This window comes from Streptomyces misionensis (assembly GCF_007896895.1).
Classification (GTDB): domain Bacteria; phylum Actinomycetota; class Actinomycetes; order Streptomycetales; family Streptomycetaceae; genus Streptomyces; species Streptomyces misionensis_A.
This window is the reverse complement of record NZ_VOGW01000074.1, coordinates 26,202-40,357: the sequence shown is the minus strand read 5'-3', so window position 1 is coordinate 40,357 and position 14,156 is coordinate 26,202. Positions and strand designations below refer to the sequence as shown.

Sequence of the window (14,156 nt, the reverse complement as noted above, 5' to 3'; positions counted from 1 at the left end):
GGTTCCGCGCGGGGTTCAGGAGGAGAAGGGGCGGGCCGGCCAGGGCGCGTCCGCCGGGCGCAGGGCGTCCAGCCCTTCCCCGCCGCGCGCGGCCACCAGGGACAGCACCCCGACGACCAGGCAGTTGTTGTGCACGTCACCGGCGAGGACGAGGCGCACCAGCTCGTCGACCGGCACCCGGGCGTGCTGCATGTCGGTCTCCTCGTGCTCCGCCGCGAAGCGCTCGCCCTCGGCCTCGGACAGCCCTCGGGCGAGGAAGATCCGCACGGCTTCGTCGCAGCCGCCGGGGGTGGTGTACACGTCGGTGAGCACCCGCCAGTCCTCGGCCTTGACGTGCGCCTCCTCGTACAGCTCGCGCTGGGCGGCGTGCAGCGGGTTCTCGCCGGGCACGTCGAGCAGCCCGGCCGGGATCTCCCACAGCTTGTGGCGCACCGGGTGGCGGTACTGGTTGATCAGCAGCACCCGGTCCTCCTCGTCGAGGGCGAGGACGGCGACCGAGCCCGGGTGGACCTGGTAGTCGCGGCGGACCACCGAACCGTCGGGCATGACCACGTCGTCGGTGCGCACCGAGGTCTTGTTGCCGACGAAGGGGGTATCCGTCGCCCGGATCTCCCACTCCTCGCGGGTGTCCTTGATCGTCGTCATGCCGTGTCCTTCCCCATGTGCGCGAACGGCCGGGGCGCGGTCCTCACGGACACGCGCGCCCCGGCCACCGTACAACTCCCGCGTTACTTCGCGATCTTCCGCTCGACCGCGGCCTTCACCAGGCCGGCGAAGAGCGGGTGCGGGCGGGTCGGCCGCGAGCGCAGCTCCGGGTGCGCCTGGGTGGCGACCAGGTAGGGATGCGTCTCACGCGGGTACTCGACGTACTCCACGAGCTTGCCGTCCGGGGAGGTGCCGGAGAACTGGATGCCCGCCTTCTTCTCCAGCTCCGCGCGGTAGGCGTTGTTCACCTCGTAGCGGTGACGGTGCCGTTCCTCGACGTACTCCTTGCCGTCGTACGCCTCGCGCACCAGGGAGCCCTCGGCCAGCTTGGCCGGGTACATGCCCAGGCGCATGGTGCCGCCCATGTCGCCCTCGCCGGCCACGATGTCCAGCTGCTCCGCCATGGTGGAGATCACCGGGTGGGCGGTGGCCGGGTCGAACTCGGTGGAGTTGGCGTCCGGGATGTCGGCCAGGTTGCGCGCGGCCTCGATCACGATGCACTGGAGGCCGAGGCAGAGGCCGAGCAGCGGGATCTTGTTCTCGCGGGCGTAGCGGATGGCGCCGACCTTGCCGAGCACACCGCGGTCGCCGAAGCCGCCCGGGATGCAGATTCCGTCGACGTCGGCGAGCTGCGCCTTGGCGCCGGCCGGGGTCTTGCAGTCGTCGGAGGTGACCCACTTGATCTTCACGCGGGCGCGGTTGGCGAAGCCGCCGGCGCGCATCGCCTCGGTGACCGAGAGGTAGGCGTCGGGCAGGTCGATGTACTTGCCGACCAGGGCGAGGGTGACCTCGTGCTCCGGGTTGTGGACCCGGTCCAGCAGGTCGTCCCAGGTCGTCCAGTCCACGTCCCGGAAGGGCAGGTCGAGCTTGCGCACCACGTAGGCGTCCAGGCCCTCGGCGTGCACGACCTTCGGGATGTCGTAGATCGAGCGGGCGTCCGGGCAGGCCACCACGGCGGCCTCGTCGACGTCGCACATCAGCGAGATCTTGCGCTTGATGGCGGTGGGGACCTCACGGTCGCAGCGCAGCACGATGGCGTCCGGCTGGATGCCGATGTTGCGCAGCGCGGCGACGGAGTGCTGGGTCGGCTTGGTCTTCAGCTCGCCGGAGGGGCCGATGTAGGGCAGCAGGGAGATGTGCACCACGAAGACGTTGTCCCGGCCCACCTCGTGGCGGACCTGGCGGACGGTCTCCAGGAACGGCAGCGACTCGATGTCGCCGACGGTGCCGCCGACCTCGGTGATGACGACGTCCACCGCGTCGGTCGCCATGCGGCGGATGCGGTGCTTGATCTCGTTGGTGATGTGCGGGATGACCTGCACGGTGTCGCCCAGGTACTCGCCGCGGCGCTCCTTGGCGATCACCGTCGAGTACACCTGGCCGGTGGTGACGTTGGCCGAGCCGTCCAGGTCGCGGTCGAGGAAGCGCTCGTAGTGGCCGATGTCCAGGTCGGTCTCGGCGCCGTCGTTGGTGACGAACACCTCACCGTGCTGGAAGGGGTTCATCGTGCCCGGGTCGACGTTCAGGTAGGGGTCGAGCTTCTGCATCACGACGCGCAGGCCACGGGCCTTGAGCAGCATGCCCAGGCTGGAGGCGGTGAGGCCCTTGCCGAGCGAGGAGGCGACACCCCCGGTGACGAAGATGTGCTTGGTCGTCGTAGATTTCGGCGGCATGGCCAAGAGGGGGCTCCCGTGGTCGCTGGCTGTCGTGCGGTGCGGCTGTCCGCCCCGGATCGCTCCGAGGGTGCCGTCGCTGCGGTTCGGGGGTTTCGGGCCCACCGGTCCACGGGCTACCAGGGTATCAGCGCCCGGAGGCAATGGCTTCCGGCCACGCTCCGTGCACGGATGCGTCGACTTTCGGCCACCTTCCGCATGCGGACGCGCACGGGCCGGCACCGGGAGCGGGGGTGCGCAGGCACCACTGGCCCCGGCGGTCCCAGGCGTAAGCACAGTCTCGTCCGCCTCACACGATCATCACCAAGGGGTCACTCGTTCGGCGCACACGGGTTGCCCGGAGCGGCACGCGGATCATCCGGGTGCGTCGTATCCTGCTCGGACATTCACTGCCGGGCCCGGCCGGACGACGGCACACCCCCGCCTCGTCACCCGGAACAACGAGAGCGCGGCAGTTCGTTGAGCAAAGACTGTCGTTTTGCCTCAGGGCTCGGCGGGCTGCTTTGCTTCACCGCTCAACGACGCACAACAACGACCCCTTGACCGCACTAGCGACAGCCCCCTCGCGCGGGGGTGTGACGTGGCCGTTCGACTGGAGTTGCACGTGGCCGGGCGCATCGAAGATTACGCACTCATCGGAGACATGCAGACCGCCGCACTGGTCTGCCGGGACGGCACGGTGGACTGGCTGTGCCTGCCCCGCTTCGACTCGCATGCCATCTTCGCCGGCCTGCTGGGCACCGAGGAGCACGGCTTCTGGCGGCTCGGCCCGGCGTACGCGGCCGACGCCCAGCCGCCCACGGCGGCCCGCCGCGGCTACCGGGGCGACTCGCTGATCCTGGAGTCGGAGTGGGACACCCCGCGCGGCACCGTCCGCGTGACCGATTTCATGCCCCCGCGCGACGGCGCCCCGCAGCTGATCCGGATCGTGGAGGGCGTCACCGGCCGGGTGCCGATGCGCTCGGCCCTGCGGATGCGCTTCTCCTACGGCCGGGTCGTGCCCTGGGTGCACAAGCACGAGGGCCGCACGGTCGCCGTCGCCGGGCCCGACTCCGTGTGGTTCGACACCGATGTCGAGACCTACGGAAAGTCACTGACCACCTACGCGGACTTCACGGTCGCCCCCGGTGACCGGATCGCGTTCACGGTCTCCTGGGAGCCCTCGCACAAGGAGCCGCCCGCGCTGCCCGAGCCGGAGCAGTCGCTGGAGGCGACGGAGCACTTCTGGCGCGAGTGGGTGGAGCACTGTACGTACCACGGCCCGTACCGCGAGGCCGTGATCCGCTCCCTGATCACGCTGAAGGCACTCACCTACGCGCCCACCGGCGGCATCGTCGCCGCCCCCACCACCTCGCTGCCCGAGGACATCGGGGGCGTGCGCAACTGGGACTACCGCTACACCTGGCTGCGCGACGCCGCGATCACCCTGTCCTCGCTGCTGCGCACCGGCTACCGCGAGGAGGCCCGCGCCTGGCGCGAGTGGCTGCTGCGCGCGGTCGCGGGCGACCCGGAGAACCTCCAGATCATGTACGGCATCGCGGGCGAGCGCGAGCTGGGCGAGGCCGAGCTGGACTGGCTGCCGGGCTACGAGGGCTCGGCCCCGGTCCGGGTCGGCAACGGCGCGGCCCACCAGCTCCAGCTGGACGTGTACGGCGAGGTCACCGAGGCCCTGCACCTGGCCCACATGACGGGCCTGGCCCGCAACGACTACGCGTCCCTGCTCCAGCTGAAGCTGATCCGCTACCTGGAGGACCACTGGCAGGAGCCGGACGAGGGCATCTGGGAGGTGCGCGGTCCGCGCCGGCACTTCGTGCACTCCAAGGTGATGGCCTGGGTCGCGGTGGACCGCACCATCAAGCTGATCGAGTCCGGGGACGCGGACGGCCCGCTGGAGCGCTGGCGCGAGCTGCGCGACGACATCCACCGGGACGTGTGCGAGAAGGGCTACGACAAGGAGCGCAACACCTTCACCCAGTCCTACGGCTCCAGGGAGCTGGACGCCTCCCTGCTGCTGATCCCGCAGATGGGCTTCCTGCCCCCGGACGACAAGCGCGTCATCGGCACCATCGAGGCGATCCAGCGCGAGCTGTCCACCTCCGACGGCTTCATCCTGCGCTACCCGACCGAGGGCCAGGACGAGGGCGTCGACGGCCTCCCCGGCGACGAGGGCGCCTTCCTGGCGTGCTCGTTCTGGATGGCCGACGACCTGGCGATGATCGGCCGGGTGGACGAGGCCCGCAAGCTCTTCGAGAAGCTGCTCGCCCTGCGCAACGACCTCGGTCTGCTCGCGGAGGAATGGGACCCCCGGCTGAAGCGCCAGGTGGGCAACTTCCCGCAGGCCTTCAGCCACGTCCCGCTGATCGACACGGCGCTGCGGCTGACGGCTTCGGGGGCGTACGGCGGCTGAGGGCGCCCGAACGCGCCCCGCGGTGCCACGCTGGGAACCGTGGCACCCCGTTCGAAGGCGCGTACGGCCCTCGCCGCACTCCGCGAGGACCTGGCCGGCGACGTCCTCGCCCCGGACGACCCCGGGTACGACGGTGCCCGGGCGGTCTTCGACGGGACGGCCGACCGGCGCCCGGCCGTGATCGCGCGGTGCGCGCACCCGGCCGACGTGGTCCGCGCGGTGCGCTTCGCGCGGGACCTGGACCTGCCGGTGGCGGTGCGCGGCGGCGGTCACGGCGTCGGCGGCCGCGCGCTCGGGGACAACGCGCTCGTCGTGGACCTGCGCCGGATGCGTCAGGTCATGGTCGATCCGGCCGCGGAGGCGGTCCGGGTCGGCGGCGGGGCCACGACGGGCGATCTGGACCGGGCGACCCAGCCGTACGGCCTGGCGACGACGGGTGCCCGGGACTCCGGCACGGGGGTCGGCGGGTGCGTGCTGGGCGGCGGCTCCGGGTGGCTGGAGCGGGCCTTCGGGCCGGCCGTGGACAACCTCATCGGCGTGGAGCTGGTGACCGCCGGCGCGGAGCGGCTGCCCGCGAGCGCCGACGGCGACCCGGAGCTGTTCTGGGCGCTGCACGGCGGAGGCGGCAACTTCGGCATCGCCACCGCGCTCACTCTCGAACTGCACGAACTGCCGCGGTTCAGCCGGGCGTTGACGCTGTGTCCGGCGCGTTCGGGGCCCCGGGTGGTGCGCGCCTTCCGGGAGATCCTGGGCACCGGTCCGGACGCGCTGGGCGGAGCCGTGCTGTATCTCACCGGCCCGCCACCGCGGTTGGTGCCGCCGCGCCTCGCGGGCAGGAGGCTGTGCGCGGCGCTGCTGACCTACGCGGGCGGCGAGGAGGAACTGCGCGCCCTCGCCGCCCCGTTGCGGGCGCTGCCGCACGAAGCGCACCTCGTGGGCGAGGTGCCGTACGCCGACGCGCAGCGCCTGCTCGACACCCCGCCGGGGCTGCGCGGCCACTGCTCGGCGGAGTGCCTCGGCGCGCTGCCGGACGCGGCGGTGGACGCCTTCTGCGCCCTCGGCGACGAGATGCCGGGCCCGGCCGGCACCCGGCTCGCCCTGTTCCCGCAGGGCGGGGCCGTCGCGGCCGGGGAGCACGCGTACCCGGTGGCGTACCGGGACGCCCCCTGGCTGGTGCACCCGTTCGCCGTCTGGACCGACCCGGCCGACGACGGGCGGTGCACCGGCTGGGTGCGCCGGGTGCGCGCGGCCGTGCGGCCCTGGAGCACCGGGGACGTCCCGCTGAACCTCGTCGGCGACGAGGGCCCCGAGCGGGTCCGGGCGGGCCTCGGCGCGGGGAACACGCTGCGGCTGGAGAAGGTGAAACGGCGGTACGACCCCGACAACGTCTTCCGCTTCAACCACAACATCAGGCCGGTCTAGGGTCTTCCGCCTGGATCGGGCCGGATCAGCGAGCGGGGCCTGGTGCGTGCGGATGCAAGGCGGCAACGCGGCAGATGTGCGTGCCGGGCCCCGCGAGCCCGGCCTGATCCGGACGAGAGGGCCTGGCCAGAAGATTCTCTTCGGGCGTTTTCGCAGGTAGCGTCCGCAGCATGGACAGCGGTACGGACAGCAGGCCCGAGACGCAGGGCGCGGGGATCACCGTTCAGCGGGCCCTGGAGCTGCCCGGGTTGCGCAGTGGGCTGCCGGAGATCCTCGCGGGCGCGGACCGGCTCGGCCGTACCGTGCGCTGGGTGCACGCGGGCGAGGTGCCCAACATCGCCTCGCTGCTCAAGGGCGGCGAGCTGCTGCTCACCACCGGGTACGGGCTCGGCACCCGCCCGGCCGAGCAGCGGGCCTTCGTGCGCACGCTGGCCGAGCGCGGGATCGCCGCCCTGGTGGTGGAGCTGGGCCCGCGCTTCAGCCGGCTGCCGGCGGCGCTGGTGGACACCGCGCGCGCGGCCGGGCTGCCGCTGGTGCAGCTGCACCGCGAGGTGCCGTTCGTGGCGGTCACCGAGGAGATCCACACGGAGATCGTCAACGGCCACTACGCGCTGCTCCAGCGGGCCGAGGAGGTGCACCGGCGCTGCACCGAGGCGCTGCTGGGCGGCGGCGGGGTGCCCCAGGTGCTGGGCATCCTGGCGGACTTCGGCGGCAACCCGGTGTTCCTGGAGACCCCCGACGGGCGGCTGCTGTACGCGGCCGGCGAGGGACCGGAGGGCGCGGACCCGTTGCAGGTGTGGGAGGGGCTGCGCGGCCCGCACAAGAACGCGCCGCCGCCCGCCGGCTCGGTGCTGGTGGACGTGCCCGGCGGCGGCCCCGGCACGGCGGGTTCGGTGCGTGCCCGGCTGGTGCTGCTGCCGGTGCGTTCCCCGCTGGCGCCGGTGCACCGGATGGCGGCGGAGCGGGCCGCGGGCATCCTGGCCGTGGTGCTGATGCAGGCCCGGCAGGAGGAGGAGCTGGCGGCGCGCGGGCGCGGCGACTTCCTCACCGATCTGGCCGAGGGCCGGATCTCGGCCACGGACGCGCCCGCCCAGGCCCGGGTGCTCGGCTTCAAGCCGGGGAGCAGCCCGCTGCTGCCGGTGGTGATGCGGGTCGGCGACGCCCTCTCCCCCGCCGGCGGTACCGCCCGCGCGAGCGAAGCGGAGCGCGGGGGAGGCTGGGCGGTCCTCGCCCGGGCCGTCTCCGAGGAGCTGGCCGCGGTCGGCGTGCCGGTGCTGCTGGGTGTGCGGCCGGTGGAGGGCCGGGTGCTGGTGCTGCTCGGGCTGCGCGCGGAGACGGAGCGCTCGGCGGTCGCGGACCGGGTGGCGGCGGCCCTGCGGGCCGGTGTGGAGCGCGCCGGGGCGCGGCGCGCGGGCAGTGCGCCGCCGGTGGTGGTGGTCGGGGTGGCGGGCGGCTGGGCGGCGGCCTCGGCGGGGCTGCGGCACGCGGCGGAGACGGCGACCGCGGCGCAGGGCCTGACCGACCGCCCCTGGTACGACGCCCGCCGCCTCGACATCGATCTGCTGCTGTGGCGGCTGCGCGACCATCCGGACCTCGCGGCCTTCGTGGACCGGGCGATCGGCCCGCTGCGCGACCACGACCGCCGCTCCAAGCCGCCGCTGCTGCCCACCCTGGAGACCTATCTCGCGCACGCGGGCCGCAAGGCGGAGACGGCCCGCGAGCTGCATCTGAACCGGCAGACCCTGTACAACCGCCTCGCCCGCATCGGGGAGTTGCTCGGCACCGACCTCGACGACCCGCAGACGGTCCTGGCCCTGAGCCTCGCCCTGCGGGCCCGCCGCCACGCGCCCTGACGCCTCAGAGGATCAGCGGCTGGGTCAACTCGTCGTAGACGCTGAGCACTTGGGTCACCGTCTCCTCGTCGGTCGGCCAGCTCGCGGCCTGCCGTGCGCCCCGCTCCCGCAGCAGTTCCCGGCGCGCCGGATCGGCGAGCAGGCGCGAGACGGCGGCGGCGAGCGCCGACGGGTCGCCGTACGGCACGAGTTCGGCCGCGTCGCCCACGAGGTCCGGGACACCGCCGACGCGGGTGGCGACCAGCGGGACGCCCCCGTACAGCGCCTCCTGGGCGAGCACCGGGCGGGACTCCCACCGGCCGGTCAGCAGCGCCAGATCGGCGGCGCCGAGCAGTGCGGGCAGGTCGTCGCGGTCGCCGAGGAGCCGCACCGGCAGTTCCTCCGCCTCGATCCGCTGCTGGAGCACCGGCCGCAGCGGGCCCTCCCCCACGACGGCGACCAGCGGCACCGGGTCCAGGTCCCGCCAGGCGCGTGCCGCGTCCAGCAGCGTCTCGTGGCCGCGGTGCTTGTCGAGGGGGCCGACGGCCAGGAGCAGCGGGCGCCCGGTGGCGCCCAGTTCGGCGCGTGCCTTGGGCCGCCGCGCGTCCCGCTCGTCGGGTACGGCCGCGGGGCGGGGGCGGCCCGGCAGGGTGACGGCGGCGAGCCGGGCGTCCCGGGCGCCGGTGCGGCGGGCGCGCTCGACCAGATCGGGACTGGTGCCGAGGACCACGGTCGCGGACCGGGCCACCCGGCGCTCCAGCACGCGCAGCAGCTGGGCCCGCGCGCCCTCGGCGTACGACCGGTTGTGCCAGGTGACGACCAGCGGGGTGGTGCGTCCGCCGAGGGCGAGCGCGGCCCGGAAGGAGGCGTGCAGCCCGTGCGCGTGCACCAGGTCGGCGTCGGCGCAGGCCGCCCGGAGCGCGGTCACCGAGGAGGGGTCGCTGCTGCGCGGCACATGGATGTGACCGGCGCCGGTCCCGGTGAAGTCGTAGGTACGGTCGGCCTCGGTGGGGGCGCACACCGTGACCCGCACGCCCCGGGCGACCAGCCCCGCGGCCAGGGAGCGCACGTGCGCGCTGCTGCCGGCGTTGCCCCCGCCCAGCACCTGCACGGTGCGCAGCGGCGGCCGGCCGTGCGGTGCGTTGCTGCTCAGGGGGCTCACAGGGCCGGGCTCCTGGTTCGGCGTGGGGCGGTCACGAGGCAACGTACAGAAAGTAGCGGGCGCACGGGGGCGGGGGAACGCACGTCGCGCGCCTCCCGCGCGGGCGGTGTCCCCGCCCAGCATGCCAGCAGGCGGTGCCGGCTGGGGAATTGCGGGTGGGCGCATGGGACGGCGGGCCGGGGCAATGCGCCGGAGCACATCACCCACACGGGTGAAGGAGGCTCGGTCTCCGCTGACGCCGCTGCCCCGCGTCCCCCGAGGTCAGGCGCTCACAGCGCCTTCGCCCAGGCGGTGACCCGGTCCCCGTACACGGTGGCGGTCACGACGGCGGCGGCGTGCGCGAGCAGTCCGACGCGCCCGTTGCCCGCCACCACGGCCGCCCCCAGCGCGGCGCCGAGCGCGTGCGCCCCCGTGTCCCCGAGCATCGTCCGCTCGCCGACGTCCTCGCGCAGCACGGCCGCCGCGCCGCCCGTGGCGACGGCGGCCAGCTCCCCGCCGGGCCCGCCGCGCAGCAACCCCGGCGCGCCGAGCGCGAGCACCGCCCCGAGCGCCCGTCCCGGCCGTACGTCGACCAGGTTCACGACGTGCGCGGCGCCCGCGATGACGACCCCGGCGAGCAGCCGGTCCAGCGGACGCTCCTTCAGCAGCGCGCCCGCGGCGAGTCCGGCCGCCGATATCCCGAACAGCTTCACGGCTCCGCTGGTGACCTCGCCCTCGCGCAGCGCGCCGAGGTGGGCGCGGAAGCCCCGCCGGTGGTCCCCGGCCGCGTCGTCGTACGCCCCGCAGCCGCCCGCCGCCAGTACGGCGAGCCCGGCCCCGGGGTGCACCCGGGCGGCGGCGAGGGCGGTGCCGAGGGCCGTCGCGGGCCCGGCGTACAGCTCGACGGCCCGCCCGGCGTGGTTCGTCCGCTGCCAGCGCCCGGGAGCGCCGGGCCGGCCGGCGCGCAGCAGGGCGTAGCCGGCCCGGGTGAGGGCGGCGGACAGCAGGAAGGAGCGGGTCTTTCGGGTGCCGGTCATCCCGACACCCTAAGTCCCGCTCCCGGTGCGCCGGGTGCCGCTACCGGTCGGCCCGCGCGGTCGCCAGCAGTTCCTCCGCGTGGGCGCGGGCCGTCTCCGAGTCCTCCTGGCCGGCCAGCATGCGGGAGAGTTCCCGGATGCGGTCCTCGCCCTCCAGCACCTTGACGCCGGAGCGGGTGACGGAGCCGTCGTCGGTCTTCTCCACCAGCAGCTGCCGGTCGGCGAAGGCGGCGACCTGGGGCAGATGGGTGACCACCACGACCTGGGCGCTCTTGGCGAGCTTGGCCAGCCGACGGCCGATCTCGACCGCGGCCTTGCCGCCGACACCCGCGTCGACCTCGTCGAACAGGTACGTCGGCACCGGGTCGGTGCCCGCGAAGACGACCTCCACGGCGAGCATCACCCGGGACAGCTCACCGCCGGACGCGCCCTTGGCGATGGGCCGCGGCGGGGCGCCCGGGTGCGGGGCGAGCAGCAGCTCGACCTCGTCGACGCCGGACGGGCCGTAGGCGACCGGGCGCCCGCCGACCTCGACGCCCTCGGGGTCCTCGGTCTGCCGGATGTCGAACGAGACGCGCGCGTGCGGCATGGCCAGCGAGGCCAGCTCGGCGGTCACCGCGGCGGCGAACCGCTCGGCGGCCTCGGCGCGGGCGTCGGTCAGCGCCTGGGCGAGACCGCCCAGTTCGGTGCGGAGCGCGTCCCGCTCGGCGGTCAGCTCGGCGATCCGCTCGTCGTCGCCGTCCAGCTCGGTCAGCCGGGCGGCGCTCTGCTCGGCCCAGGCGAGGACCGCGTTCACGTCCTCGCCGTACTTGCGGGTCAGCGCGTTCAGGGCGGCCCGGCGCTCCTCGACCGCGGACAGCCGCAGCGGGTCGGCGTCCAGGTCGTCCGCGTATCCGGCCAGTTCGCCGGCCACGTCGGTGAGCAGGATGCCGATCTCCCCGATCCGCTCGGCGAGCGAGGCCAGCGCCGGGTCGTGCGAGCGCACGGCCTCCAGGGCCCGGTGGGCGCCCGCGACGAGGGTCGACGCGTCGATGCCCTCGGGGTCCTCGGGGTTGCCCGCGAGGGCGGCGTGCGCGGCCGTCGCGGCGGACGACAGGGCCTCCGCGTGCCCCAGCCGCTCCGCCTCCTCGGCCAGCTCCGCGTCCTCCCCGGCGCGCGGCTCCACGGCGGCGATCTCGTCGAGGCCGTAGCGGAGCATGTCGGCTTCCTGCGCCCGCTCCCGCGCCCGGGTGGTGATCTCCTCCAGCTCGGCGGTGACGGCGCGCAGCCGCCGATAGGCCCCGGCGTACTTGGCGAGCGGCACGGCGACCGCGTCGCCCGCGTACCGGTCCAGCGCCTGGCGCTGCCGGGACAGCTTCAGCAGCCCCTGCTGGTCGGTCTGCCCGTGCACGGCGACCAGGTCGTCGGCCAGTTCGGCGAGCAGTCCCACGGGCACGCCGCGCCCGCCCAGGTGGGCCCGGGAGCGGCCCTCGGCGGAGACGGTGCGGCTGATCAGCAGGGCACCGTCGTCCAGCTCGGCGCCGGCCTCCTCCGCCCGTACGACGGCGGCGGAGTCCGCGGGTACGGCGATCCGCCCCTCCACGACCGCCTTCCCGGCGCCGATCCGCACGAGCGCCGGGTCGGCCCGGCCGCCGAGCAGCAGTCCCAGGCTGGTGACGACCATGGTCTTGCCCGCGCCCGTCTCACCGGTGACCGCGGTGAACCCCGGTGACAGCTCGACGACCGCGTCGTCGATGACTCCGAGCGACCGTATCCGCATCTCCTCCAACACGGAACAGACCATACGAGGTCTCGGGCGTCGCGCGCACACAGGCCGCTCCTTCCGGTGCTGTGGCCGGAAAGGTTTGCCGGGCGTCGCGAGCCGGCGAACCTCTCCGGTCGCAGCACTAGTGAGGGGCGCCCCGCCAGCCCGTGGTGGGCAGCGCGAACTTCGCGACCAGCCGGTCCGTGAACGACGAGTGGTGCAGCCGGGCCAGCCGCACCGGCACCGCCCCGCGCCGCACCTCCACCCGCGCCCCCGGCGGCAGCTCGATCGTCCGCCGGCCGTCGCACCACAGCACCCCCGGCGGGATGTGCGGCAGCACCTCGACGGCGAGCACCGAGTCCGGCGAGGTCACCAGCGGCTTGGCGAACAGCGCGTGCGCGCTGATCGGCACCATCAGCAGCGCCTCCACCTCGGGCCACACCACCGGCCCGCCGGCGGAGAACGCGTACGCCGTGGACCCGGTCGGCGTGGACAGCACCACCCCGTCGCAGCCGAACCCGGTCACCGGCCGCCCGTCGATCTCCAGCACCACTTCGAGCAGCTTCTCGGCGCCGGCCTTCTGCACGGCCGCCTCGTTCAGCGCCCAGTCGGTGTGCACGACGTCCCCGTTGCGGTGCACCACCACGTCGACGGTCATCCGCTCCTCGACCTCGTACGACCGCTCGACCACCCGGTCGACCACCCGATCGAGGTCGTCGCGTTCCGCCTCCGCGAGGAACCCGACGCGCCCCAGGTTGACGCCGAGCATGGGCACCCCGGAGGCGCGGGCGAACTCCGCGCCCCGCAGCAGGGTGCCGTCACCGCCGAGCACGATCAGCAGCTCGCAGTCGTCGAGGCACCGGGGAGTCGCCTCCCCCACCAGCTCCACCTCGTCCGGGAGCGGCAGGTCGCGCGCCTCCTCCTCCAGCACCCGCACACCGATGCCGTGCCGCAGCAGGCCCTTGACGACGAGTTCCGCGCTGCGGATCGCCGCCGGCCGCCCGGTGTGGGCGAGCAGGAAAACAGTACGCGCCAGATTCTGTGTCAACGCGGCCCCTCCGCCACTGCGCGATCGACGTCGGCCGGGTCCAGGCGGGGGGCACCGGACCGCAGCCACAGGAAGTACTCGACGTTGCCCGAGGGACCCGGCAGTGGACTCGCGGTGACGCCCCGCGCCCCGAGCCCCAGCTCCCAGGCCTTCTCGGCCACCCCTCGCACGGCCTCCGCCCGCAGCTGCGGACTCCGTACGACACCCCCGCTGCCGAGCCGTTCCCTGCCCACCTCGAACTGCGGTTTGACCATCATCACCAGGTCGGCGTCCGGCTTCACACACCGCTTGAGGGCGGGCAGCACCAGCCCGAGCGGGATGAAGGACAGATCGCCCACCACCAGGTCCACAGGTTCCCCGTCGATCGCGTCGAGCGTCAACTCCCGTACGTTGGTGCGGTCCTTGACGGTGACCCGGGCATCCTGCTGGAGGGACCAGGCGAGCTGCCCGTAGCCCACGTCCACGGCGACCACGTGGGCGGCGCCCGCGCGCAGCAGGACATCGGTGAACCCGCCGGTGGACGCGCCGGCGTCGAGCGCGCGCCGGCCCTCGACCACCAGCCCCCGCGGCACGAAGGCCGCGAGCGCCCCGGCGAGCTTGTGGCCGCCCCGGGAGACGTAGTCGGGGTCGCTGTCGTCGGCCTGGACCACGATCGCGGCGGCGGTCTCCACCTGCGTGGCCGGCTTGGTCGCCACGGTCTTGCCGACGGTGACCCGTCCCGCGGCGATCAACTGGCCGGCGTGCTCGCGCGAGCGCGCGAGCTTCCGGCGGACCAGCTCCGCGTCCAGACGACGGCGTGCGACTCCTGCCACGTTCGGTTCAGCTCCTGTGTTGGTGCGACGGTGGGGGCGCCGGTGGTCCCGGGCGGGCGTCGAGCGCGGTGAGCGCGTCGCGCAGCCCCTGGTGTACATCCTCGTACACCTCGACATGTCCGTCGGTGGGGAGGTGGTCGGCATCGGCCAGCCGCGCCAGCCGCGCGTCGATCTCGGCGTCGCCGGTCGGGGTGCGCGGGAGGTCCAGGGGGGCCGGGGCCGCGGGCTCGTGCTCGGGTCCGGGCTCGCTCGGGGGCGTGGCCCCGGGTACGGCCCGGGCGGTGGTCTCTGCCTCGGACGCGGACTCGCTCATGTCCAGACGCTACCGCGAACCG

At 74.4% G+C, this 14,156-nt stretch carries 11 protein-coding genes; 3 read left to right on the top strand and 8 right to left on the bottom strand.

Annotated features, from left to right (window positions below; genetic code table 11):
• Nucleotides 1-15: 15 nt before the first annotated feature.
• A complete protein-coding gene (locus tag FRZ03_RS13360) occupies nucleotides 16-645 on the bottom strand; it encodes an NUDIX domain-containing protein (RefSeq protein ID WP_146465359.1) in 630 nt (209 codons plus the stop codon).
• Between the two features lie 83 nt (nucleotides 646-728).
• On the bottom strand, nucleotides 729-2,378 hold the full coding sequence (locus FRZ03_RS13355) for a CTP synthase (protein ID WP_146465383.1): 1,650 nt from the start codon (nucleotides 2,376-2,378) through the stop codon (nucleotides 729-731).
• A gap of 604 nt (nucleotides 2,379-2,982) precedes the next feature.
• Between FRZ03_RS13355 and FRZ03_RS13350 the strand changes: the two genes are divergently transcribed.
• The 3 genes from FRZ03_RS13350 to FRZ03_RS13340 all read left to right on the top strand — a co-directional run bounded on the left by FRZ03_RS13350 (nucleotide 2,983) and on the right by FRZ03_RS13340 (nucleotide 8,060).
• Complete coding sequence (locus FRZ03_RS13350) at nucleotides 2,983-4,785, top strand: glycoside hydrolase family 15 protein (protein ID WP_146465382.1); 1,803 nt, start codon at nucleotides 2,983-2,985, stop codon at nucleotides 4,783-4,785.
• Nucleotides 4,786-4,824: 39 nt separating this feature from the next.
• Nucleotides 4,825-6,207, top strand: coding sequence for an FAD-binding protein (locus FRZ03_RS13345; protein WP_146465358.1), 1,383 nt, complete (start codon nucleotides 4,825-4,827; stop codon nucleotides 6,205-6,207).
• 170 nt (nucleotides 6,208-6,377) lie between these two features.
• A complete protein-coding gene (locus FRZ03_RS13340) occupies nucleotides 6,378-8,060 on the top strand; it encodes a PucR family transcriptional regulator (protein ID WP_146465357.1) in 1,683 nt (560 codons plus the stop codon).
• Between the two features lie 4 nt (nucleotides 8,061-8,064).
• Here FRZ03_RS13340 and FRZ03_RS13335 read toward each other — a convergent pair whose 3' ends face one another.
• From FRZ03_RS13335 to FRZ03_RS13310, 6 genes are all read right to left on the bottom strand, one after another.
• Nucleotides 8,065-9,201: a glycosyltransferase family 4 protein gene (locus FRZ03_RS13335; RefSeq protein ID WP_146465356.1), complete on the bottom strand. Its 1,137-nt coding sequence runs from the start codon at nucleotides 9,199-9,201 to the stop codon at nucleotides 8,065-8,067.
• 269 nt (nucleotides 9,202-9,470) lie between these two features.
• A complete protein-coding gene (locus tag FRZ03_RS13330; protein WP_146465355.1) occupies nucleotides 9,471-10,217 on the bottom strand; it encodes a hypothetical protein in 747 nt (248 codons plus the stop codon).
• 40 nt (nucleotides 10,218-10,257) lie between these two features.
• The gene (gene recN / locus FRZ03_RS13325; protein ID WP_186785400.1) at nucleotides 10,258-12,000 is read right to left on the bottom strand and encodes a DNA repair protein RecN; all 1,743 of its coding nucleotides are present in this window, start codon (nucleotides 11,998-12,000) and stop codon (nucleotides 10,258-10,260) included.
• Nucleotides 12,001-12,103: 103 nt separating this feature from the next.
• Entirely contained in the window at nucleotides 12,104-13,009 is a 906-nt protein-coding gene (locus tag FRZ03_RS13320) for an NAD kinase (protein WP_070028018.1), read from the bottom strand.
• Nucleotides 13,006-13,821 (bottom strand): TlyA family RNA methyltransferase, encoded by an 816-nt coding sequence (locus FRZ03_RS13315; RefSeq protein ID WP_146465354.1) that lies wholly within the window; start codon nucleotides 13,819-13,821, stop codon nucleotides 13,006-13,008. Before FRZ03_RS13315 ends, FRZ03_RS13320 begins: the two co-directional genes overlap by 4 nt.
• Before the next feature lie 7 nt (nucleotides 13,822-13,828).
• Nucleotides 13,829-14,134, bottom strand: a complete 306-nt coding sequence (locus tag FRZ03_RS13310) for a hypothetical protein (protein ID WP_146465353.1) — start codon at nucleotides 14,132-14,134, stop codon at nucleotides 13,829-13,831.
• Between the last annotated feature and the right edge of the window lie 22 nt (nucleotides 14,135-14,156).